Source organism: Cupriavidus sp. GW823-FHT07B10 (assembly GCF_058794355.1).
In genome coordinates, this window is record NZ_JBXAGS010000004.1 from 376,664 (window position 1) to 400,049 (window position 23,386).

General features: G+C 66.0%; 14 protein-coding genes. 12 read left to right on the forward strand and 2 right to left on the reverse strand.

Annotated elements, in window-relative coordinates; genetic code table 11:
* Positions 1–14: 14 nt before the first annotated feature.
* Entirely contained in the window at positions 15–1,802 is a 1,788-nt protein-coding gene (treF, locus tag AC1Q6V_RS11855) for an alpha,alpha-trehalase TreF (protein WP_454750774.1), read from the forward strand.
* A gap of 166 nt (positions 1,803–1,968) precedes the next feature.
* On the opposite strand, the gene AC1Q6V_RS11860 is transcribed toward treF, so the two are convergent.
* Positions 1,969–3,939 carry a ligand-gated channel protein gene (locus tag AC1Q6V_RS11860; protein WP_454750074.1) on the reverse strand — a complete coding sequence of 657 codons (1,971 nt, stop codon included), beginning with the start codon at positions 3,937–3,939 and terminating at the stop codon, positions 1,969–1,971.
* A 249-nt stretch (positions 3,940–4,188) separates the two neighbouring features.
* Here AC1Q6V_RS11860 and AC1Q6V_RS11865 point away from each other — a divergent pair, with 249 nt between their 5' ends.
* From AC1Q6V_RS11865 to AC1Q6V_RS11910, 10 genes are all read left to right on the forward strand, one after another.
* On the forward strand, positions 4,189–4,911 hold the full coding sequence (locus tag AC1Q6V_RS11865; protein WP_454750073.1) for a response regulator transcription factor: 723 nt from the start codon (positions 4,189–4,191) through the stop codon (positions 4,909–4,911).
* Positions 4,908–6,356, forward strand: coding sequence for a sensor histidine kinase (locus tag AC1Q6V_RS11870; protein ID WP_454750072.1), 1,449 nt, complete (start codon positions 4,908–4,910; stop codon positions 6,354–6,356). Before AC1Q6V_RS11865 ends, AC1Q6V_RS11870 begins: the two co-directional genes overlap by 4 nt.
* Positions 6,357–6,772: 416 nt before the next feature.
* Entirely contained in the window at positions 6,773–7,327 is a 555-nt protein-coding gene (locus AC1Q6V_RS11875) for a fimbrial protein (RefSeq protein WP_010811044.1), read from the forward strand.
* A 101-nt stretch (positions 7,328–7,428) separates the two neighbouring features.
* Entirely contained in the window at positions 7,429–8,199 is a 771-nt protein-coding gene (locus AC1Q6V_RS11880; RefSeq protein WP_010811045.1) for a fimbrial chaperone, read from the forward strand.
* A 116-nt stretch (positions 8,200–8,315) separates the two neighbouring features.
* Entirely contained in the window at positions 8,316–10,886 is a 2,571-nt protein-coding gene (locus tag AC1Q6V_RS11885) for a fimbria/pilus outer membrane usher protein (RefSeq protein WP_454750071.1), read from the forward strand.
* 428 nt (positions 10,887–11,314) lie between these two features.
* Positions 11,315–11,611, forward strand: coding sequence for a hypothetical protein (locus AC1Q6V_RS11890; protein WP_454750070.1), 297 nt, complete (start codon positions 11,315–11,317; stop codon positions 11,609–11,611).
* A gap of 201 nt (positions 11,612–11,812) precedes the next feature.
* Positions 11,813–15,142, forward strand: a complete 3,330-nt coding sequence (locus AC1Q6V_RS11895) for an ATP-binding protein (RefSeq protein WP_492316324.1) — start codon at positions 11,813–11,815, stop codon at positions 15,140–15,142.
* 134 nt (positions 15,143–15,276) lie between these two features.
* Positions 15,277–15,918, forward strand: coding sequence for a response regulator (locus AC1Q6V_RS11900; protein WP_010811049.1), 642 nt, complete (start codon positions 15,277–15,279; stop codon positions 15,916–15,918).
* A gap of 237 nt (positions 15,919–16,155) precedes the next feature.
* Positions 16,156–16,809 (forward strand): helix-turn-helix transcriptional regulator, encoded by a 654-nt coding sequence (locus tag AC1Q6V_RS11905; RefSeq protein ID WP_010811050.1) that lies wholly within the window; start codon positions 16,156–16,158, stop codon positions 16,807–16,809.
* Positions 16,810–16,896: 87 nt separating this feature from the next.
* Positions 16,897–20,217 carry a hybrid sensor histidine kinase/response regulator gene (locus tag AC1Q6V_RS11910; protein ID WP_454750024.1) on the forward strand — a complete coding sequence of 1,107 codons (3,321 nt, stop codon included), beginning with the start codon at positions 16,897–16,899 and terminating at the stop codon, positions 20,215–20,217.
* 233 nt (positions 20,218–20,450) lie between these two features.
* On the opposite strand, the gene AC1Q6V_RS11915 is transcribed toward AC1Q6V_RS11910, so the two are convergent.
* Complete coding sequence (locus AC1Q6V_RS11915; protein WP_010811052.1) at positions 20,451–21,572, reverse strand: hypothetical protein; 1,122 nt, start codon at positions 21,570–21,572, stop codon at positions 20,451–20,453.
* 266 nt (positions 21,573–21,838) lie between these two features.
* On the opposite strand from AC1Q6V_RS11915, the gene AC1Q6V_RS11920 reads away from it, so the two are divergent.
* Positions 21,839–23,365 carry an MFS transporter gene (locus AC1Q6V_RS11920; RefSeq protein WP_454750026.1) on the forward strand — a complete coding sequence of 509 codons (1,527 nt, stop codon included), beginning with the start codon at positions 21,839–21,841 and terminating at the stop codon, positions 23,363–23,365.
* The last annotated feature ends 21 nt before the right edge of the window (positions 23,366–23,386 follow it).

The window sequence follows — 23,386 nt, forward strand, 5'->3', positions numbered from 1 at the left end:
GCAGGGAGGCGCCCATGCAGCCGACAGGCAAGCCCGAGACCGAACCCGCCATTCCGCCGTCGTCCGGCGCCACTGCCGGCGGCAGCACGGTGCCGCGCACGGCCCCGGCCACCCCTGACGGCGCCGGCGCGGTGCCGGGGCCATTGGCGGCGCCCGGCAAGGTCCATGCGGCGGCGCAGCCGGCGCTGGTCACGGACCGGGACTGCCCGCCGCCGCACACGCTGCCCGGCTGCGCTTGCGCCGACATGCTGTCGCCCGCGGCGCGCTACTGCGAGCTGTTCGTCGACGTCCAGCACAGCGGCCTGTTTGCCGACAGCAAGACCTTCCCTGACTGCATTCCCAACTGCGATCCGGACCTGATCGTGGCACGCTACCGCGAAACGCGCGACACGCCGGGTTTCTGTCTGGCTGATTTCGTGCAGGCGCATTTCACCCGCGCCACCGTGCCGGAGAGCCACTACGTGTCAGACCCGGCCAGCACCCTGCGCGAGCATATCGACGGCCTGTGGCCGGTGCTGACGCGCGAGCCCGTGGCCCATCCGCCGTTGTCGTCGCTGTTGCCGCTGCCGCACCGCTACGTGGTGCCGGGCGGGCGCTTCGGCGAGCTGTATTACTGGGACTCCTACTTCACCATGGAGGGGCTGGCCGGCAGCGGGCGCGGCGACCTGATGGTGGAGATGGCGCGGAACTTCGCCTACCTGATCGACACCTATGGCCTGGTGCCGAACGGCACGCGCAACTACTACCTGAGCCGCTCGCAGCCGCCGGTGTTTGCGCTGATGGTGGACCTGCTCGAGCGCGAGCAGTTGGCCAGCGCCATCGACTTCCTGCCGCAGCTGCGCCGGGAATACGCCTTCTGGATGGACGGTGCCGACTGCGTGCGGCCGGGCCACGCGCACCGACGGGTGGTGTGCCTGCCCGACGGCGCGGTGCTGAACCGCTACTGGGACGACCGCCCGTGGCCGCGCGAAGAAGCCTTCCTGGAAGACATGGAGACCGCAATGCGCAGCGGCCGGCCGCATCACCTGGTGTTCCGCGACCTGCGCGCCGCGGCGGAATCGGGCTGGGACTTCAGCTCGCGCTGGCTCGATTCGCCATCCACGCCCACCGGCCAGCCCGTGGACCTTGCCACCATCCGGACCACGGCGATGCTGCCGGTCGACCTCAACGCATTGCTCTGGCACCTGGAAACGCGCCTCGCCGTGCTGTGCGAGCAGGCGGGCGATGCCGCGGCGGAGGCTTACCGCGTGGCGGCGCAGCGGCGCGAGGCAGCCATCCTGCAATACATGTGGAACGACACCGCGGGCGCCTTTGTCGACTACGACTGGTGCCGCGGAGCGCCGCGGCTGTGCCTGACCGCGGCAATGGTGATGCCGCTCTATCTCGGTCTTGCGCTGCCGTCGCAGGCGCAAGCCGTGGCGCAGGCGGTGAAGGACCGGCTGCTGGTTGACGGCGGGCTGGCCACCACGGAATGTGCTTCGGGCCAGCAATGGGACCATCCCAATGGCTGGGCGCCACTGCAATGGCTGGCCGTGCGCGGGCTGGCACGCTATGGCCATGACGACCTGGCGCGTGAGATTGCGCAGCGCTGGCTGGCGACCGTGGCCAGTCTCTACACCCATGAATGCAAGCTGGTGGAGAAATACCGCATCCGGCATATCGAAGGGCCGGCCCGGGGAGGGGGCGGGGGCGAGTATCCGTTGCAGGATGGCTTTGGCTGGACCAACGCGATTGCCGGCGCGTTGATGGCTCTATACGGAGAGGTGCCGGCAAGATGCCGGGCGGATGATTTGGCGAGCTGAGGTGGGCACACTGCGCTTGCATCGCGTTGGGGGGATTTGGGGATTTGCTCAATGCGGTCGGGGTGTCGCTCTTGACTGGGCTGTTTCGCCGGCTGCGCCGGCGAAACAGCCCACGCCTGCCAAGAGCCACAGCCGAATCGCATGGCAACAACAAGAACAGCCACCTTCAAAATTTCACGGACACACTCATCCAGTACCGGCGCCCATCCTCGACATGCCCATAGTCGGTGTAGTTCACCTGCTTGTCGAAGAGGTTGTAGATCCCGGCAAACACCGACACGTTCCTGGTAACCGTGTAGGTCGCCCCCAGGTCGACAAAGGTGTACGACGGCGCCACCACGGTGCTGGATGACGGCCCCGTGATCGGCTGGCTTTCCTTGCCGCGGTAGTTGACGCGCGCCCAGGCGTTGATCTTCTCGCTCGGCCGCCAGTTCAGCGTGGCCACCAGCAGGTGCATCGGCAACTGGTTCAGCGGCTGGCCCTGGTACTGGCCGCTCTTCTGTTCCGACTTGGTATAGGTATAGCTGCCGGTCAGCGACCACGCTTGCGCGATCGGCCAGCGCAGGCTGGCTTCCACCCCGCGCGAGTAGGCGCGGTCCACGTTCATGTAGGTGGTCGGGTTGGCGCCGAACCGGTTAGGTCCGTCGGTGCACTGCGTGGCCGGGCAGGCGACGCGCGTGATCTTGTCCTTGAAGTCGTTGTTGAACAGCGTCACGCCCGCCTGCAGGCCGTTGCCCTTGTCATAGAGCAGGCCCAGTTCCTGCGACAACATCGTCTCGGGCTTCAGGTCGGGGTTGCCGTACATATTGCCGCCGCGGCTGGTCTGGCCCCAGCCGGCCACGGTCTGGCGCAGGTCCGGCGCACGGAAGCCGGTCGACACCCCGCCCTTGACCGTCCAGCGCTCGGCCGCATGCCACACGCCGTACAAGCGCGGGCTGTAGTGCTGGCCGAAGTTCTGGTCGTGATCCATGCGCACGCCGCCGGTCAGGGCAAAGCTCTGCGCCAGGCGCCACTCGTCCTCGGCAAACAGCGCCCACTGGTAGCGCTCGACCTGGTTCGGGCCGCCGGCGATCTGGTTGCCGGTCTGGTCGTTCAGGCGCTGGTTCAGGTATTCGCCGCCGACCGACAGCATATGGTTGCCCAGTGGCATGGCCCAGCTGGTGCGCAGGTCCAGGTTCTTGATCTTCATCCGGCGGCTGCGGTTGTCGAACTCCTCCTGCTGGATATAGCTGTCGGAGACGCCGAAGCCCCAGCGGCCGGTATGCGACAGCGCGTATTTCTCGCTGCGGTAGTCGGTCTCGGAGGAGGTGGGGCAGCCGGAGCGCGGGCAGGCGGTGCCGGGCGGCAGCGGCGGCACGGTCTTGCCCACGGTCTCGCTGCGCAGCTGGCGCATGCCGGTGGCCTCGAACACGATGTCGTGGTTGCGCGTGGGCGTCAGCGCCAGCTTGGCGGTCAGGCTCTCGGCGCGGCGGCCGCGGAAGCCGTAGTCGATATCGTCTTCGATGCGGTGCGTGCTCTGGCCGTACAGCTGCAGGCCCAGCAGCTCGCTCTTGAGCGGCCCGGCCAGGTAGAAGTTGCCCTGGTAGAGATTGCCGGAGTCGCTGTTCTCCTGCAGCGTGGCGTCGCCGCGCAACTCGCCCGTCCACGTCCTGGGCACCTTGCGCGTGATGATGTTGATCACACCGCCCATGGCGTCGGAGCCGTACAGCGACGACATCGGCCCGCGCACCACCTCGATGCGCTCGATCGCGGACAGCGGCGGCGTCCAGCTGCTTTCCACGCCGGACGAGTCGGAGTTGGTGCGGGTCTCACGCGAGTTCTGGCGCTTGCCGTCGATCAGGATCTGGGTGTACTTGGCGCCCATGCCGCGCAGGCTGATGTCGGTCCGGTCGCCGCCGCCGCTGACGATCACGCCTGGCACTTCCACCAGCGCATCGTTGATGTCGCGATAGGCCTTGTTCTCCAGGTCTTTGCGCGTGACCACGCTGATCGACGCGGGCGCGTCGCGGATGTCCTGCTCACTGCCGGCCGCCGTCACCACCACGGTGGCGAGGGTGGCTTCCGTCTTCAGCGCCTGCGCCTGTGCCCAGGCTCCCGTCATGCCGGAGGCGGCGCATGCCGCCGCCAGCATCCGCATCCATTGACCCCGTTGTACGCCCGCCGGTGCTGGCAACCCTGCCGCCGCTCTTGTTGTCGCCCCGATCCCGGCGACCTGCCTGAACTTCATCATTTTCCCTGTCTTCTGTAAATAACAATCATTCTCATATTAAAATTCGAGATGAAGGTGCCTACCAGTCACTTTGGATAGCTTTTGTTTTCTTGACGTTTCTTGACGGAACCGGGGACCGGCGGCCACGTCCACGTCCGCAAGGCCCCGGCAAGCTGCATGCTGATGTGCTTCCACACGCCGCTCGCGCGCGTGCTGCTGATCGACGACGACCTGGAACTGGCGCAGATGCTGCGCGAGTACCTTGAGCCCGATCACTGCACCGTCACGCTGGCGCACACCCGCCAGCAGGGCGAGACCCTGCTGGCCCGCAACGACTACGACGTCGCCCTGCTGGACCTGATGCTCCCCGACGGCAACGGCCTGGACCTGCTCAGGCTGCACCGCGCGCGCTCGCAGCGCCCGGTGATCATGTTCACCGCGCACGGCGATGAAGCCGACCGCGTGCTGGGGCTGGAACTGGGCGCCGACGACTACCTGAGCAAGCCGTTCAGCCCGCGCGAGCTCAAGGCGCGCATGCATGCGGTGCTGCGCCGTTTCCACCACGCCGCGCCTGCCGCGCCCGCACAGGCGCCGTGGCTGGAGGCTGGCGCGCTGCGCCTGAACCTGGCATCAGGCCTGGCCATCCACGGCAACGCCGAGGCGCCGCTGACCGGGGCCGAGCAGCGCGTGCTGGAAATCCTGATGCGGGCGCCGGGCCGGGTGGTCGCGCGCGCCGAGATCGGCCGGTTCGCGCTGGGCCGCGCGCCGGAACGCTACGACCGCAGCCTCGACACGCATATCAGCGCGCTGCGCCGCAAGCTGGCGCTGGACGGCATCACTTCGCCGCTGCTGATCCGCAACCTGCGCGGGCAGGGCTATTTGCTGGTGCAGGCGCCGTGAACTGGCGCCGCCGCGTGCGCGCGCTGTTTCCGCTGCCGCTGTTCTGGCGCAACTTCCTGACCTTCTGGCTGGGCATGGCCGCGATCGTCGGCATCGGCATGGCGCTGACGGCCGCGGTGGCCTGGTACCGCTTCGACGCGCTCGATGGCCTGAGCCCCGCGGTGCTGACCGAGGATGCGCTGGAAGTCGCCCAGACTCAGGGGCGCCCCGGACTCGAGCGCTGGCTGCGGGCGATGGATTCGCACGCCTCGGCGCTGGACATCTACATTGTCGACGACACGCTGCAGGAACTGCTGGGCCGCCCGTTGCCGGCGCGGCTGCGCAACCGCCTGGCCGACCGGCTGGTGCCGATGTGGCGCGCGGGGTTGATCGGCCATGCTGTCGCGCATGTGCCCGGGCCCGGCGCGCGCGTGTCATGGTGGGACCCGCAACCCATCGCGCTGCCGCAAGGCGGCGAGCTCCTGATGCTGTTCCTGCCGTTCGATTCGTCGCGTTGGGAGGTGCTGCACCTGTCGCCTGTGGTGCTCTCCCTCGGCCTGTTCGCGCTGGCCGTCTCGGCGCCGCTGTGCTGGGCGCTGACGCGGCATGTCACCGGCCCCGTGCGGCGCCTGCGCGAAGCCACGCAAGCGCTTGCCGACGGCGAGCTGGCCACGCGCACGCCGCCCGTGCTGGCCCGCCGCGCCGACGAGCTGGGCCAGCTCGCGCGCGATTTCGATGCCATGGCCGACCGCCTGCAGCGCCTGATGGACTGGCGCGAGCAGCTGCTGCGCAATATCGCGCATGAACTGCGGTCGCCGCTGGGGCGGCTGCGCCTGTCGCTGGAACTGGCGCGGCGGCGCGATGCCATGCTCGACCTGCAGTTCGAGCGCATCGAGCGCGAGACGGAACGGCTCGACGCGCTGGTCGAACGCACGCTGCAGCTGGCGCGGTTGCATGCGATGGCGCCGGTGCTCCGCCCGATCGACCTGGCGGAACTGCTCGACGTCATCGTCACCGATGCCCGCTTCGAAGCCGTGGCCCGGGGCGTGGCGATCTGCTGGACTCCCCCGGATGAACTGATCGTCGAGGCAGATGCCGCGACGCTGGGCAGCGCCATCGAGAACATCCTGCGCAATGCGATCCGGTACACCGACCCCGCCGCGCCCGTGACCGTGACGCTGCAGGCTGATGAGACGGCGATCCGGATCGACATCGTCGATGGCGGGCCCGGCGTTCCGCAAGACGCGCTGGCGAGCCTGTTCGAACCCTTCTACCGCGTACGCAGCGGTCCGGGGCATCCGACCGGGGCGGGACTGGGTCTCAGCATCGCGCAGGCGGGCATTGCCGCGCATGGCGGCACGGTGTCGGCGCACAACGTGGCGCCGCGCGGGCTGGCGCTGCAGGTCTGCCTGCCGCGCAGGACGTGTGACGGCGCTGTTGGCACGGCCGGGACTTTGGCCAGTTAAGGGCGGACGGATGCTGCGGAGATGGCCTTTGCACCATGCAGCCGCTGCAAGCGGCGCGTACCCTTTGGCGTAGATGCGGCGCTTCAATGCGGCTGCCATGATGCAGATCAATCCGGCGCCTGTCTCCTCACCGTCCAGGCTCTTCGCAGGCACATCTGCCTTGCGCCGGCAAGTCAGATTTACACCTCATGACGCATAAGAACCACGGCGAGCTGTTCGCGGCAAAGGAAAAAATTCCGAGCAGGATCTAAGGCTTGCCTGATTGGTGGCATTAGGTGCCATACATATAGTTCAGCTGTCCCCGGGGCAACCGGCAACTGCAACACAGATCTGGCGGTTCAATGGCGGCACGGGGCGGGGCGGGATCCGTTGGATCCGAAAGCCATCTACCTATCAACTTATTTGAATCACCCATCATGACCCATACCAAGCTCCTCGCTGCTCTGATCGTCGCCGGTACCGCCATGGGCGCGCAGTTTGCACATGCCGCAAATGCCGACGGCCAGATCACCTTCAACGGCCAGATCACCGCCCAGACCTGCACGATCAACGGCAACGGCACGGGCAGCAAGAACTTTACCGTGACACTGCCGACCGTTTCGGCCTCCACCCTGGTCCAGGCTGGTGACACCGCTGGCCAGACGCCGTTCTATATCGCCCTGACCAACTGCACGCCGAACACAGGCAACGTGCATACCTACTTCGAGGCTGGCCCGACCACCGACACCACCACCGGTAACCTGATCGTGGACGCCGGCGGCGCCACCAACGTGCAGATCCGCCTGCTGAACGGCGGCACCGATAACAGCCCGATCAAGGCCGGCTTTGCCGACGCCGCGCAGAATTCCGGCGTAGTTGCCATCAACAGCGGCGCGGCCAAGCTGGAGTACTACGCACAGTACTACGCAACTGGCGCGGCAACGGCCGGTGCCGCCAACTCGACCGTGATGTACTCGATCGCTTACCAGTAAGCCCTGGTACCACAGGGCGCGGAGCGTGTTACCGGCGCGCTCCGCGCCTTCCGAATATTGAGTGTGTGCCGCTTCACCCGGTCAAGTCCGCTGCAACCATCATGAAAACGTCCATCAAGTCCCTGATTTCCGCCGGCGTGATTGCGCTGGGGCTCATGAGCGCGCTGCACGCGCAAGCTTCCGTGGTCATAGCGGGCACGCGGGTCATCTACAAGGCAAAAGACACCGAGACCACGATCAAGCTGACCAACGAAGGTCAGTCGCCGGCGTTGACGCAGGCGTGGATCGACAAGGGCGACGCGAAGGCTGCGCCGTCGTCCATCGACGTACCGTTCACCGTGACGCCGCCGGTGTCGCGCATCGACCCGAAAAAGGGCCAGACGCTGCGCATCATCTACACCGGCGAGCCACTGCCGCAGGACCGCGAATCCGTGTTCTGGCTCAATGTGCTGGAGATCCCGCCAAAGCCCACCGCCGAAGAAGCCGATGTCAACAAGCTGCAGCTGGCTTTCCGCTCGCGCATCAAGCTTTTCTTCCGCCCCGCGGGCCTGGAGGGCAACGCCGACGACGCCCCTGGCAGCATCAGCTGGCGCGTTACCCAGGCAGGCGGCAAGCCGGCGCTTGAGGCAAGCAACCCCAGCAAGTATCACGTTTCTTTCGCCAACCTCGAACTGGTTGGCGGCGGCAAGACCGCGAAGTTTGAAGAAGGCGGCATGGTCGGCCCGGGCGAAGCCAAAACGTTCCCGCTGACCGGCGATGTTGCGCAAGGCACCGAAGCCAGGGTTCGCTACAAGGCCATCAATGACTACGGCGGCGCCGTAAGCGGCGAAGCCGCACTGGGCAGCAGCGCCACCAAGGCCGCTTCGCGCTGACCACACGCCGGGCCGCGTCCGGCGTTCTTCCGAGCTGATTTCTCCGATTGACGATGCCGCAACCAGCGGCAGGGGCAAGTCTTGCCCGCGCAAGGCCAGATATCCGGCATAAACCCATGAAAACCCAGAAGACCTCTTCCTTCCCGTCCCGGCTGCGTCCGGCCAGTGCGGTGGTATTGTCCTTGTTCGCCGGCGTGGGGGCATGGGCCGCGCCCGGTGGTAACAGCGCGCCGACGCTGGTGGCGGAAGTGGAATTCAACGACACCTTCCTGCAGCAGCCCGGCGGTGCCCGCATCGACGCGAGCCGCTTCAACAAGGGCAACGTGGCCTTGCCGGGCAACTATCGCGCAGAGCTGTACGTCAACCAGGTCTGGTTGGGCCGTGCCGAAGTGACGATGCGCCAGGTGGGCGAAGACAGCCGCAACGTGCAGCCGTGCTTTGACCGTGCCGCGATCGAGCGCATGGGCGTGGACCTGGCCAGGTTGTCACCGGAGGCGGCGGCGCGGCTGGACACGGGGTGCGTGTCGCTGCCCGACCTGATCCCCGATGCCACGGCCAGCTTCGACAACGGCGAGCAGCGCCTGGACGTCTCGGTGCCGCAGATCGCCATGTCGCGCTCGGCGCGCGGCTATGTCGATCCCAAGTACTGGGACGAAGGCGTGACCGCGGCGCGCCTGCAGTACAACGCCAACGTCTATCACTCCGACTCCAGCGGGATATCGACCACGCAGAGCTACGTCGGGGTGAACGCCGGACTCAACTTCGGTGGCTGGCGCTTTCGCCATCTGGGCAACCTGACGCACGGCGACGTCGAGGGTACGCGCTACCAGAGCGTGCAGACCAACCTGCAGCGCTCGATTGCGCTGATCAGGAGCCAGCTGATCATCGGCGATGCCTTCACCGACGGCACCCTGTTCGACAGTTTCGGCTTCCGTGGCGTGCAGATTGCCAGCGACGACCGGATGTACCCGGAATCCCAGCGCGGCTATGCGCCGGTGGTCCATGGCATTGCCAACAGCAACGCCCGCGTGCAGGTCCGCCAGGGCGGCAACATCATCTACGAAACCACGGTTGCCCCCGGCGCATTCGAGATCAATGACCTGTATCCGACCGGCTACGGCGGCGATCTCGAGGTGGTGGTCACGGAAGCCGATGGCAGCGTCCATACCTCGCGCGTGCCCTACGCCGCAGCCGTCAATGCGCTGCGCCCGGGCGTCACGCGCTACAGCGTGACCGTCGGCCAGTACCGCAATACGTCGATCCAGAGCAGGCCGATGCTGATGCAGGCAACCGTTCAGCACGGCATCAGCAATATGGTGACCGGCTACGGCGGCGTCATCGCGGCACAGGACTACACGGCGGTGATGGGCGGCGGGGCGCTGAACACGGACTTCGGCGCCTTTGGCGCCGACGTGACCCAGGCCTGGACCAACCTGCAGAATGCACCCAACCGGAGCGGCCAGAGCATGCGGCTGTCGTACAGCAAGCTGGTGGCACCGACCAACACCAACCTGACGCTGGCCGCCTACCGCTATTCCAGCAGCGGCTACCTGAGCATGACCGATGCCATGGCGCTGCGCGACCTGGACCAGCGCGGCCTGGGCCCTGGCACGTTCCTCGGCGGCATCCAGCGCGGGCGCCTGCAGGTGACCATCAACCAGATGCTGCCGCAAGGCTATGGCTCGTTCTACCTGTCCGGCTCCACGCAGAACTACTGGAACCGCGGCGGTTCCGATACCCAGTTCCAGGCGGGTTATAACAACAGCTACAAGCGCATCAACTATGGCGTCTCGGCGTCGCGCCAGTTCAACGTCGGCTCAGGCAAGTGGGACACCCGGGTGATGCTCAACGTGGGTATCCCGCTGGGCAAGGGCCAGCACGCGCCGTACTCGATGACCAGCCTGAGCCACGATTCCACCGGGGGCACGTCGCTGCAGGAAACAGTGACCGGCACCCTGGGCCAGGACAGCGCCTTCACCTACGGCGTGAACGCCGGCTACACCGGTGGCGGCGACACCAGGGATGCAGCCACTGTCGGCGCCAACGTCGGCTATGTGTCGCCGATGGCGACCATGACGGCCAGTGCCAGCAAGGGCCGCGACTTCTCGCAAGCAGGCCTGGGCATCAGCGGCGGCATCGTGGCCTATGCGGGGGGCGTGGCCTTCACGCCCACGGTGGGCGACACCATGGCCATCATCGAGGCCAAGGATGCCGCGGGTGCGCGCCTGGCCAACGGCAGCGGCCTGCGCGTGGACCCCTGGGGCCACGCCGTGGTGCCGACCCTGACGCCATTCGCCACCAACCAGATCGAGATCGACCCGAAGGGGCTGCCCATGAGCGTTGAGCTGAAGACGACGCAGCAGAACGTGGCGCCGACCGCAGGCGCGATTGTGAAGATGAAGTTCGAGACCGACAACCCTGGCCGTGCGGCGCTTCTGCGGGCCAACGGACCGGATGGCAAGCCGCTGCCGTTCGGGGCGGAGGTCTTCGATGCACAAGGCCAGAGCGTCGGCACTGTCGCTCAGGGCGGGCGCATCATTGCGCGCGGCCTGAAGACGGATGCAGGCCAACTGAGCGTGAAGTGGGGTAGGGCCGTTGCGGAAGCATGCAAGCTGGACTATGTCCTGCCGAAGCTTGAAAAAGACGCGAATGCCTCGTATCAGACCGCGGAAGCGGTTTGCCGCTAAAGCTCGAGCGAATGGTGCCGCCCCCATTTTCTTAATGCATGCCAGCCACGGCATGCGCAGGACGTCAGGATGTTGAATTCTACAAGCCCATATCAAAGCCAGCGCGGTGGCGCCTTGCACAAGATATTGTCTGTCCTCACACGATCAGTGAGCAGAGGCCAGGCGACGGCCAGGCCATGGCACGGCATACTGAAGGCAGCTGCGCTGCTGTTTTGCTTGGCACTGCATGGACAGTCGTTCGGCGCGACCTTCTCCTGCACACCGAGTGCCGGTACACTGGACTTCACCGCGCCCACTGGTACATACGGCGTGCCGCGCGATACCCCGGTGGGCACGCATCAGAACAAGGAATTTGCCGGGCCGGCACTTATACGTCATCGCCGGGATTCAATATCGCGCTGAACAACTGCCCGGCCGGCATGACTTCGGTGAGCTATCGCATCGATGCCGTGACCCCGGCTCTCGATGCCGCCAACTCGGTGGTATCGCTCGATGCCTCCTCGACGGCATCCGGCATCGGCGTGCAGTTGCTCGATGATTCCGGCAATGTTTTCCCGCTGGGGACCACCAAGGTCTTGAGCGACTATAGCCAGCACTGGTGGCAGCTACGTCATTCCACTGAAGGCACGCTACTACCAGACCGGAAGCACGGTGGCGGCCGGCGCCGCCAACTCGGGAATGACGTTCACCATGACCTACCAGTAGGGACGAGTCCCTCCGCGTAATGCCACTGAGCCCTGTGCGGCGCTGTATGCTGCCGCGCTGGGTTTCTTGTTTTGGCCGGCGATGGGATTGGTGAGGACATCTGTCGTGCTGCAATGTGATGCATAATCCCAGAGACAGTATTTCACCCACTTTGGGCGCTTGCCGATTCCCGCGCCGGGCGCTACGCGGCGTCAGGCAGGCTGCCGAGACGGAGCCCGCCAATGGTCAACTGGCTGTCGCGCGCGAACCGGCAGGTGCACAGCCGCCTGCTCACCGTTGTCGTTGGCCTGCTGATCCTCGTGATGAGCGGCTTCCTTGCCCTGTTTCTCCATAGCCTGTTCCAGCGCATCCTGTGGGAACAGGCGTCGGCCAACCGCTTGCATTTTGGCGCGGTGCTGGAAGTGAAGGCCATGCACGAGTATTTCATACGGCGCATGGCAGAAATCTCCGGGCCGGAGTATCGGCTGGTGCGCAGCGACCGGCTGGCTGGCCAGCTCGAAGCCATGCTGACGGGCGTGCCTCCAGGCAGTGCCCGTGCCGTCGAAGTGCCTGGACTGACCAATCCTGCCACCATGCTGATGGGCACGTCCGCGCCAGCGGCGCAGCGTCCCGCCACGGTTTCGCACATCGTTCGATTCGCCATCTTCGAGCGCGCGTACTGGGGTAAGGCGCCGCAGAGGATGCGCTCGGCTTTCCTGGCTGCCGACGGGAGCCAGGCATACGTGACACCAGCGCTTCCGGGTGCGCCGGGGTTGAACGGGCCGCTGCTCGCTGAGGTTGTCAGCAACTGGGCCAAAGCGCTGGCGAACCGGTCGCGCGAAGCGCAAGCCGAGACGCCGGTCGCCTCACCGCTGTGGACCGGGCCGTACCAGGGCACCATCGAGCGGGGCCCTATACTGAGCTGCTTCCTGCCAGTCCTTGACGCCAGCGGCAATCTCGTGGCGTATGGCGCGACTGCCATTCCCGTACGCGCGCTGATGGACGACGTCAGTATCCCGGATGCCACGCATACCGCGTCAGGCAGCCGGGCAATGTTCTTCGATGGGCACGGGCGCCTGCTGTACCGGGGCAGCGACGCCGGCTGGCTGCGCCCGCAAGCGCTGGGTGAGCGGGTGGCGCGTGAGTTGGGCGGCGGCGGGCAAAGCGTAGCCTACTGGTTCGAGCAGGGTAGCCTGATGATTGGCCGCATGGAGCGCGACCATGGCTGGCGCGCGGCCTACGCCTATCCGCTGTCGCAGGCGCTGGCCGATCATGGCTCGGCGCTGGCGGCCGCGCTTCTGCTCTACGGGCTTGGTGTGCTTGCGGTGCTGACCGGTGCCGGCATACTGCAGCGCCGGATGTTGGTGCCGATGCAGGAAGACGCCGAACGGATCGAGGACAGCGAACGCTTCAACCGTACCGTGATGCAGGCCGCTCCGGTAGGCCTGCGGGTGGTGCGCACAGCCGATGCCCATGTACGGCTCGAGAACGCGCTGGCTGCGCAATGGCTGCCGCTCGACACGCGCACTGCGGGCCGCCCGTGGCTGGACCAGATGCTGGCGCGGCGGGGCGACCAGCCCGCGCGGCTGGAGCTGCAGGTGCCATCCGGCCATGGGGGTGCACGCGACGTGCTGGTAGTCGGCCGGCACACCCGCTTCGAGGGTGAAGACGTGCTGCTGTGTGCGATCCACGATGTCACCGGCGAACGCGAAGCGCACCGCGCTCTCTCGCGCGCGCGCCGGCTGGCGGATGAGGCAAGCGCCGCCAAATCGCAGTTCCTGGCCGCCATGAGTCACGAAATCCGCACGCCGCTGTACGGGATGCTGGGCACGCTGGAGCTGCTGTCCCTGACACAGATGGCGCACAGCCAGCGCGAGATGCTGTCGACCATCCAGTCCTCGTCGCAGGTCCTGCTGCAGATACTGGATGACCTGCTGGACTACTCCCGCGCGGAAGCCGGCCAGATCGAACTGGACGCCGTGCCGTTCGATCCGGTCGACCTGCTGGAATCGACGGTTCGCGCGCAGGCGCCGATCGCGCTGCAAAAAGGCATCGCGCTGCCGTGCTATCCACAGCCCGGCCTGCCTTGCCTGATCGGGGATCCGGTGCGGGTGCGCCAGATTATCGGCAATCTGCTCGACAACGCGCTGAAATTCACGGCACAGGGCCATGTTATTGTGCGCCTGCAGCGCGCGCCGCAGAGTGAAGTGCCCGATGCGGACGGCAGGATCGGCATCCAGCTTGAGGTGGCGGATACCGGGCCAGGCATTGCGCCCGAGGTCCAGGCGCGACTGTTTGAGCCTTTCGTGCAGGCAGATGCTTCCACTGCAAGGCGGTTTGGCGGGTCGGGCCTGGGCTTGTCGATCTGCAGACGCCTGGCCGCCCTGATGGACGGCAGCATTTCCGTGCAGAGCGAACCGGGCAAGGGCAGCGTCTTCCGGGTATTGCTGAGGTTGCCGGAAGCCGGGCCGCGCGAACAGGTGGAGCCGGTGCTGCCGCCGGTGGCCGTGCTGTCGGAAAATGATGAAATCCGCAACAATGCCATCGACAATCTGCGCGCCATGGGCTGCATGGCGATCGCTTGCCGCGGGCCGGCGCCGGAACCAGGGATGGTGCTGTTGGTCGCCACCCGCCACGTCGAGGCCATTCCCGATGGCTATGCCGGCGTGGTCTTTGCGCGCGCCGACGGCCCGGCGGAACCACAGCAGATCGCTGGCAGCTGGCTGGTCAGTGCCTATCATCAGGCGGGCATCCTGCGGGCTTTTTGCAAGGCGGCCGGCATGACGCCGGTCAGTGCGCCACCGCTGGCTGCGCCTGTCGACCCCACGCCGCAGTTGGGGCTGGAGATACTGGTGGTCGACGACCATCCCTACAACCGGCTGCTGATGCAGCAGCAGCTTGAGCGCCTTGGCTGCCGGCCGACGCTTGCTGCCAGTGGCGAAGAAGGGCTTGCGGTGTTGCGCCAGCACAGGTTTGACCTGATGCTGACGGATATCCATATGCCCGGCATGGACGGCTACGAACTGAGCCGCACGCTGCGTGCGCAGGGGGCGACGCTGCCCATCGTCGGGCTCACCGCGAGCATCGCGCAGGGTGAGGCCGAGCGCTGCCTCGAAGCCGGCATGAATCGCTACCTGTCCAAGCCCATCCTGCTGGGCGACCTGGCCGAGTGTCTGCGCGCCGTGCTGCCGGCACAGGCATCCGGCCTGGCACAAAGGGCCGCGGGCGCGGCGGGCGCCGCCCATGTGGAGGATAACGTTGCCAGCTTGGCGTTGCTGGAGCGCACCATGCGCGAGGATTTCAGGCAACTGTCCGCGGCCGCAGCCAGCGGGGAAATGAAGGCGATCCGCCACCATGCCCATCGTATGAGGGGCGCCATGGCGCATGCCGAAGATGGCGAGGAGATTGTCGAACTGTGCCGGGAACTGGAGCTGGGTGCGGCCCAGGCGCTGGCGGTCGTGCAAGCCCATGTCGACAACCTGGCGTTGTATCTTGCAGCATACTTTGACGACCCTGAAAGCGATAAGGGCAGCCAGGATGCGGCACGACGCAATTGGCCGGATACTATTTAAGGAATTCCTTAATTCAGTCTTCTCGGAAGACTCCTAATATTCAGAGCAGCGAAGATGACCGGCATTGAATGCCGGCAGTTCGGCGGCGCACCGCTACGCGGCCGCAGAACCGATAAAAAACAGGGGGATCGTAAATGATCAAGGTAATCATTGCAGATGACCACCCCGTCGTCCTTGACGGGATGAGCCGGGTCCTGGCGAACGAAGTGGGCGTGCAGATCGTGGGGAGTGCCGCCAATTCGACCCAGTTGGTGGAGTTGCTTGAAAGCACGGATTGCGACGTTATCGTGACCGACTACTCCATGCCGGGCGGTCAGTTTGGCGACGGCCTGCCAATGCTGCAGATGCTGCGCCGCCGTTATCCCACCACCCGGATCGTGGTGATGACCATGCTGGATAATCCGGCGCTGATTCGCAATATCCAGAAGGTCGGCATTTCCGTGATCCTGAACAAGACCGATCCGGTCCAGGAGTTGGTGCCGGCGGTGCGTGCCGCGTTCAGTGGGCTGAGCTACCAGCCCGCATCGGTGCGTGCGATCCTGGCTTCGGGCGGCCTCGACGAGCCGTCACAGCGGCCGGTCCTGACGCGCCGCGAACTGGAAGTGATACGGCAGTGTGCGGCCGGTGTCCCGGTCATCGAGATTGCGCGCCAGGCCAACCGCAGCAGCAAGACCATCAGCGCGCAGAAGAGCATCGCCATGAAGAAACTGGGCCTGACCAACGACTACGAACTCTACGAATACGCCAGGACAAACGGCCTGCTGGGCGGCCCCTGATCCTGGCATCATCCCCTTCCTTGCGGCCGGTCCCCGGGCCGCGTTGCATTTCCCCTCCCTCCGCTGAATAGCATCCCTGGCTGCGCCGATGCCGGCCGGCTCCTCCCGTGCGGCGGCGCGTGCGCTATTCCTCTCCTCGGAAATATCCCCGCTTTTTTCAGGCTTGGCTGATTTCGAAAGCCAGGCGCATGGTTCATCCTGAATGCAGGAACGACAACGCTGGAGCCTAAGGCGGCCATGGAAAAAATCCGGGTGATCATCGCGGACTCGCAACCTGTCATGCGGCGCCTGCTGGGCCGGCGGCTCGCGGCCAGCGCCTGCATCGAGCTGGCTGGCGTGGCGGGCGACGAACCGAGCCTGGTGCAAGCGCTGCAGCAAGGCTCGTGTGATGTCGTGACACTGCGTTACCCGCTGTGGGACACCAAAGACCGCGAGCCTTCCGGCTATGCGCGCATTGGCACGCGGCTCGCCGAGCTGGGCGGGCAGCGCGTGGTCGCGATTGCCAACGTCGTCGACCGTGCCGCCGTGCTGCAGTTGCTCAAGGACGGCTGCCGCAATGTCGTGACAGCCAAGGACGGCGTCGACGAGATCATGAAAGCGGTCTGGATGGCATACCTGGGGCTGGCTTCCGTATCGGAAACCGCTTGCACGCTGATCTGGGGCAGGCCCTGCAGCGGTCCGCCGGACGGCGATTGGGCGGAGCTGCTGACCAGGCGTGAAAGCGAAGTGCTGCGCCTCTACCTGTCGGGCATGTCCGTGACCGGGATCGCCATGCGCACCGGCCGGACCGTCAAGACGATCAGTACGCAAAAGCAGAGCCTCATGCGCAAGATCGGCGCCGAGAACGACGTGGAGCTTGCCGCCATTGCCATCCGGCGCGGCATGTTGTGAGGCCCGGTACGTCGCTTGCCAAGTGCACTACGACCCATGCACTGTCCGGACGCTCCGGACAGTCTCGATGTCAAAACGAGGTATTCAATGAAACGGCTGATGTCGATCGACAGCAGCTCCGCGTTGCCGTTGAGCATTCGCCAGATCCGTTATCTGGTCTACCTGTTCTCCGCCTGCGTGCTTGGGCTGACCGTGTTGTCGTGGGGGGTGCTGCTGCGCTACCGCCTGCACGAGGCGGTCGAGCGTCAGGAGATGGTGCTGCAGTCGCAGTCCGAGCAATTGCAGGCAAAGCTGCACGGGGCCGAGGCGCTGACCGTGCGCGCGCTGGGATCGCTGACGCGGCTTTCCGATATCGGCCTGGCCGATGAACTCGCCGCCGTCAGCGATGAGCAATGGACCGACCGCCTGCGGCGCCGGGGCGACCGGCAGTACATCCCGCTGCTGGTCCCGCCCGCCAGCGCCAGGGCGCCGGGCGCCAGGCTGAAGAGCCTGGCCGACGTGATGACATTCACCTTCCGCGTGAACAACCTGCAGTACCGCGACGTGCAGAACGCCTACCTGGTCGACCTGCAGGCCGACCAGCTCTATGTCATCCCGCGCCGGCTGGACCCGGCACGCGCGCTCATGCAGCGCGATGACGTGCGCCAGACCTTCCTGCGTGACACGCTCGCGCGCCTGCGCAATGACGCGCTGGTCGCACGCCTGCGCGCCCATCCGGGCCAGGCGGTGGTGCTGCCGCCGGCGCTGGACTGGGTCAGCGGCATGCGCACCGTCACTTTCGCCACGCTGGTGCAAGTCGGTGGCGAACCGGCCGCGGTGCTGGCCATGGAGTTCCCGCTGTCGCCGATGCTGCCGGACGGACAGACCATTGACGGCGATTTCGTGCTGGTGACCGATGCCGGCATGGCACTGAGTGCGGATGGCATGCCGGCCGGCACCCTCGGCCAGTCGGTCACGGCATCGCTGGCCGCGCCCGGTACGCGCCCGGGTAGGGTGAGTTCGGCGCTGGTACGGCAAGGGCTGCTGGACTATGTCGTCGTGCTGGAATACCAGTTTGACGCGTGGGGCTGGCGCACGGTCGGCGTGATCGCACTGGGCCAGGTATGGCACCAGTTCCGGCAGAACGCCTTATGGATGCTGGGGCTGACCGGCTCGCTGTCGATGCTGATCCTGGCGTGGATCTGGCTGATCGACCGCCGCATCATGCGCCCTGCGCAGCGTCAGTCCTTGCGCCTGCAGGAAAGCGATGCGCTCGGGCGCTTCGTGATCGAAGTGGCCGGCGTGGGCCTGATGATCGTCGAGCGCAGCACCCGGCAGGTGCTGCTGGCAAATGCCGCGGCCCACTCGATCACCGACCAGGCCACGCCCGCCGGCCTGGCGCAGTTGCAGGATGCCTGTGACGCGCGGCTGACGAGCGAGGGCACCACAACCGAAGGCATGCCGCGGGTGCAGCCTTGTTTCGATGTCGATCTGGTCGGCCGCAACGGCCAGACCCGGTACCTGGAAGTGCGCCAGGTGGAGATTACCTATGAAGGGCGGGCGGCCGTGCTCCGCGCGCTGAACGACGTGACCGACGCGCGCCGCAGCGAGGCGCGCCTGCGCGAGGCGATCCGCGCCGCGGATGCCGCCAACCACGCCAAGTCCTCGTTCCTGGCCACCATGAGCCATGAAATCCGCACACCGCTCAACGGTATGCTGGGCAGCATCGAGTTGCTTGGCCTGACCCGGCTCGATTCGCGCCAGCGCGACCAGCTGGCGGTCATGCAGCACGCGTCGCAGTCGCTGATCTACATCATCAATGACGTGCTCGACTTCAGCAAGATCGAGGCAGGGCAAATGTCATTGCAGTTGCGGCCCTGCCGCGTCGAGGAGATCGTCGAGGACGTGACCCGGCGCTTTGCCGTGGAAGCGGCGCGCAAGCAGCTGCGCCTGCTGTGCGTCAATGATCCTTCGCTGGTTGAGCCGGTGATGGCTGACGTGGTCAAGCTCGAACAGATCCTGAACAACCTGGTCAGCAATGCGGTGAAATTTACCGAACAAGGCAAGGTGATCGTCACGGCCATGCGCAAGCCGGGCGGCGGCGTGGAAATCCGCGTCATCGACACCGGCATCGGCATCGCCGCGCGAGACCAGCGCCGGCTGTTCGAGCCCTTCGTCCAGGCCGAGCAGCCGGACACGCGCCACTACGGCGGCACAGGCCTCGGGCTGTCGATCTGCCGCCGGCTGGTCGGGCTGATGTCTGGCGAGATACGGCTGGTCAGCGAGCCCGGCCTGGGCAGTTGCTTTACCGTCAGCCTGCCGCTGGCCAGCGCTGGCGCCGAGGCGCCGGCCGATGCCTGGCCGCGGACCGCGTTGCGGGGACTGACGGTCGGCCTCAATGTCACCTTGCGCGAACTCTACCAGGGCGTGGAGCAGTTGCTGCAGTTCTATGGCGCACGGGCGGTCAAGTATGACCCCGCCGCGCCGCCGGCCACGCCGGTCGATGTCCTGGTGTGCGATGAGCAGGCCATGCCTCGCTGCAACGACGCCGATGTGGTGGTGTCGGCCATGGCGCCGGCAGTGCCGGACCTGACGCAGACCCCGGTGGTGGCATCGCCCTATGCCTGGCGCGGCTTGCTGGCGGCGATCGCGGCAGCGGCAGGCGTGGAGGTGACGGCAACGCAGGCGCCCGTGCCGGCGCGCGACGATACGCCTGCCGTGCAGCTGGCGCTGCTGCTGGTGGAAGACCATCCGATCAACCAGGTGGTGATGCGGGAACAGCTTGAAAACCTGGGGCAGAAGGTCGATCTGGCCGGTGACGGGCCCGAGGCCCTGTTGATGGCATCGGGCCGGCATTACGACCTGGTCCTGACCGATCTGCAGATGCCTGGCATGGATGGCTTCACGCTGGCGCGGTGCCTGCGCGATGCCGGCCTCGCCACGCCGATCGTTGCCGTCACCGCCAGCGTGGGGCCCGATGTCGCCGAGCGATGCCAGCAGGCCGGCATCGACCGATGCCTGACCAAGCCGGTGGGGCTGGGCACGCTGCGCAAGCTGCTGGAAGATCTGTCCGGCACCCATATGGCGACGCGGGCAGCGCCGGGCGCGCATGCAGGCGGCGACACACTGCTGCATGCCGACGCGCTGCGGCGGGACCAGCGCGCACTGGCCGAGGCGCTGCTGGCGGGCGACGCCGAAGCGTTTGCCCAACGTTTGCACGGCTTGGCCGGGGCGCTGTCGGTAATGGGCCATGCGCTGCAGAGCCAGGCGTGCCGCTGGCTGGAGCAGGCGGTCCGGCGCTCGGGGCTGGTTGCCATCGGTCCGGACTGGCAGGCCTTCCATGCCGAACTGGAACTGCTGGCAGACGGGCTGGAGTCGCAAGGCGGCACGCAGGGTGCCAACTACACGGCCGATTTAAGGCATGCCTGATGGAGCGGTCACGCGCCGGGCGCGATACTGCATTTGTGGAGCGTCTTCCCGATCGCTCCGCATTCTCCCGGGTGCGTCCCGTCGCGAGAATTTTCCCTGCCGCCTGCTTCCCCAGCAGGCGTTTTTTTTGCGTGTTTCACAAATTCGTGAAATGAAAGCGCTTCGCCGAGCCCGGATGCGCGGATGTGCTCGACGACGCGACCGGCCGCAATCTGGAGCCAGCCCAGCTTAGCCTACCTGCGGACCTCCCAGCAGATGTTGGATCTTGCCCCTCTGAGCTTGCTTTCAATATCAGTCGCCCAATAGCACGAGGAGATGCCCAGCTCAGTGCCTTCGAACCTGCCGATGATGAAGATGTTTCCCGAGGCGCCGCTGAGGAAGACCTTCTCGCCATTGCTCTGGATGATGACCCGATTCAGCACCCTGCTGGTTTCAATGGCAACGTCCCGATAGGGCCTAAGTGCCTGTTGCAGGGCAAAATCGGCAAGCTGAGGTTCGTCATTGAATGCCTGATGGATGAGAAAGCGGCGCAAGTGGTCGCCAGCCAGAGGGTTCAGGCCATCAAACAGGCTTTGAACCAGTGGTTTCGGGTTGACGGCGAGGCGGTTGTAATCTGCCAGGGTCAGCTGTATGCGCAGGAAATCCCACCAGAACATGGTTTCGGCAACGCCGACTTCGAGCAGCAACGGTTGCCGGCAGACATGCTTCAACGCATGGGCGCGCAGGTTGGCATCGGGATTGCCATGGTCGCCCGGCCCCCAGCGCGTATATCCCATGAATCCGCTCAACGGAGGATGGGCACGCAGCATCCTGGCCAGCGCAACAATGGTTCTGGACGTGATGCCGGCAGCGTTGCCCCCGTTTTGCATTACGGCTTTCATCACGCGCAGCGCATCATCGCCCATTCCTTCCTTGTTGGCGGTGTAAAAGATTTCCTCGATATCCGACAGTGCGCTTCGGGCATTGCGAGTCCGATAGAAGCGATCGAGATAGATCCTGTCCTGCTGTGCCACGCGAGCGCATGCCTCGCCAAGCGCCTTCCATCGCGACAGGGAGTTGATCTCCGGGAGGGCGCTTGCCGTGATGTTGAATGCGGCATTTATGCGCTTGATTGCATCGACCTTGATGGTAGCGAACTGGCTGGGCCGCAGGTAATCCAGGAAGGAGACCAGCCACTGGTACTTTCTGTCACAGCAGGCTCGCAGTTCGTCGGCAGCATCGTACGCGGCATCCAGGATCGGGCGCCCATATCCCGTCAGCCGGGTGACCTGTCCATGTTGAATGTTGGCGATGGAGTATGCCTGGACCAGATGGGAGGCTGCTGTCATTAGCGGCATGGACAATGGAAGGGGCATGGGATTCTCTCCGGGTCGGTCAATGCGTGCCAGCAGGCGGCCAAGCCCGATGTTACTTATCGCAGGAATGGTCGGAAATCCCTGAAATCGGGTAGGCCGGCGGCATGGGCGCGGCGTCAAATTTGGTCGCGCCATGACGCGCTGGCCGAACCGTGTCTATAATGCTTGACAACGCAACGATTGATCGGGCAATAAAAGTGACCCCACAGCCAGAAAAGTCCGAGGCCAACGGCCAGGTGCTGCCGTTTCGCGAGTCCCTGCTGGCCATGCTGGGCGTGGCCTTTGTGGTGATGCTGGTGGCGCTGGACCAGACTGTGGTCGGCACGGCGCTACCGACCGTGGTGGCCGAGCTGCAAGGCTTCGAGTACTACGCCTGGGTAGCCACGGCCTACCTGCTGACATCGGTGATCACCGTGCCGGTGTTCGGGCGGCTGGGGGACTATTACGGGCGCAAGCCGTTCGTGCTGGCATCGATCGTGGTCTTCTCGGTGGCCTCGGCGCTGTGCGGCATGGCGCCGAGCATGCCGTTCCTGGTGCTGGCGCGCGCGCTGCAGGGGATTGGCGGGGGCATGCTGGTCGGCACTGCCTTTGCCTGCATTGCCGACCTGTTTCCGGATACGCATGTGCGGCTGCGCTGGCAGGTGATGATGAGCGCGGCTTTCGGCATTGCCAATGCGGTGGGGCCGTCGCTGGGCGGGCTGCTGACGGAGTGGTACGGCTGGCGCGCGGTGTTCTATGTCAACCTGCCGATCGGCGTGCTGGGGCTGTGGTTTGCGTGGCGCTACCTGCCGCACCTGCGCCAGCAGGCCCATAGCGGGCCGATCCGCGTGGACTGGCTCGGCGCCTTGCTGATCGCAGCCGGGCTGGGGTGCGTGCAGCTGAGCGTTGAACTGCTGCCGGCGCGCGGGTTCGATGCCTATACGGGGGGCTTGCTGGTGCTGGCGGCGGTGGCACTGGTGGCGCTGTGGCGGTGGGAGCAACGCTGTACCAACCCGATCCTGCCGGTGGAGATGTTCCGCAACCCGGGGCTGGCGCCGTTGTTCCGGCTGGCGGTGTTCACGGGCTTCACCATGTTCGCGCTGCTGCTCTATGCGCCGCTGCTGTTCCAGGGCGGCTTTGGCTATTCGCCGAAGGAGGCGGGCATCCTGATCACGCCACTGGTGGTCTGCATCACCGCGGGCAGCATACTTAACGGCCGCATCGTCACGCGCATCCACCGCCCGAATACCATGCTCTATGCCGGCTTTGGCATGCTGGCGGTGTCCTGCCTTGGCCTGTCGCAGGCCACGCGCAGCATGCCGCACGGCGTCTTGCTGACGATCATGCTGATCGGGGGGTTCGGGCTAGGCTTCATCATGCCGAACCTGACGGTGTTTGCGCAGCAGACGGCAGGGCGCGAGCACCTGGGCATTGCCACGGCCATGCTGCAATCGCTGCGCATGGTGGGCGGCATGGTGGGCACCGCCATCGTGGGCACGCTGGTCACGCGCAGCTATACCGGTGGTGTGGAACATGCGCTGTCCGCCGCCAATGCCGGACAATGGACGGCGCACATGGCGGATCCGCAGGTGCTGATCGACAAGGCCTCGCAAGTCGCGTTGCTCGGCCAGCTGGAGCAGGCCGGGCACAATGGCGCCCTGCTGCTGGAACAGGCGCGCGTATCGCTGGTCAGCGCCATCCACCTCGGCCTGGTGGTGGCTGCGGTGGCTGCCGCGCTGGGTGTGTGGTGCGCCCGCCGGGTACCGTCGATCAAGCTGACCCGGGCGCCGGCGCCCGCCATGGCAGCCGACTGAAGAACGTAACCTGAGGAAAAC

Coding starts and splice junctions, on each gene's coding strand:
- treF (WP_454750774.1), top strand. CDS start 15: ATGCAGCCGACAGGCAAGCCCGAGACCGAACCCGCCATTCCGCCGTCG.
- AC1Q6V_RS11900 (WP_010811049.1), top strand. CDS start 15,277: ATGATCAAGGTAATCATTGCAGATGACCACCCCGTCGTCCTTGACGGG.
- AC1Q6V_RS11885 (WP_454750071.1), top strand. CDS start 8,316: ATGAAAACCCAGAAGACCTCTTCCTTCCCGTCCCGGCTGCGTCCGGCC.
- AC1Q6V_RS11860 (WP_454750074.1), bottom strand. CDS start 3,939: ATGCGGATGCTGGCGGCGGCATGCGCCGCCTCCGGCATGACGGGAGCC.
- AC1Q6V_RS11875 (WP_010811044.1), top strand. CDS start 6,773: ATGACCCATACCAAGCTCCTCGCTGCTCTGATCGTCGCCGGTACCGCC.
- AC1Q6V_RS11920 (WP_454750026.1), top strand. CDS start 21,839: ATGCTGGGCGTGGCCTTTGTGGTGATGCTGGTGGCGCTGGACCAGACT.
- AC1Q6V_RS11880 (WP_010811045.1), top strand. CDS start 7,429: ATGAAAACGTCCATCAAGTCCCTGATTTCCGCCGGCGTGATTGCGCTG.
- AC1Q6V_RS11905 (WP_010811050.1), top strand. CDS start 16,156: ATGGAAAAAATCCGGGTGATCATCGCGGACTCGCAACCTGTCATGCGG.
- AC1Q6V_RS11865 (WP_454750073.1), top strand. CDS start 4,189: ATGCTGATGTGCTTCCACACGCCGCTCGCGCGCGTGCTGCTGATCGAC.
- AC1Q6V_RS11910 (WP_454750024.1), top strand. CDS start 16,897: ATGAAACGGCTGATGTCGATCGACAGCAGCTCCGCGTTGCCGTTGAGC.
- AC1Q6V_RS11895 (WP_492316324.1), top strand. CDS start 11,813: ATGGTCAACTGGCTGTCGCGCGCGAACCGGCAGGTGCACAGCCGCCTG.
- AC1Q6V_RS11915 (WP_010811052.1), bottom strand. CDS start 21,572: ATGCCCCTTCCATTGTCCATGCCGCTAATGACAGCAGCCTCCCATCTG.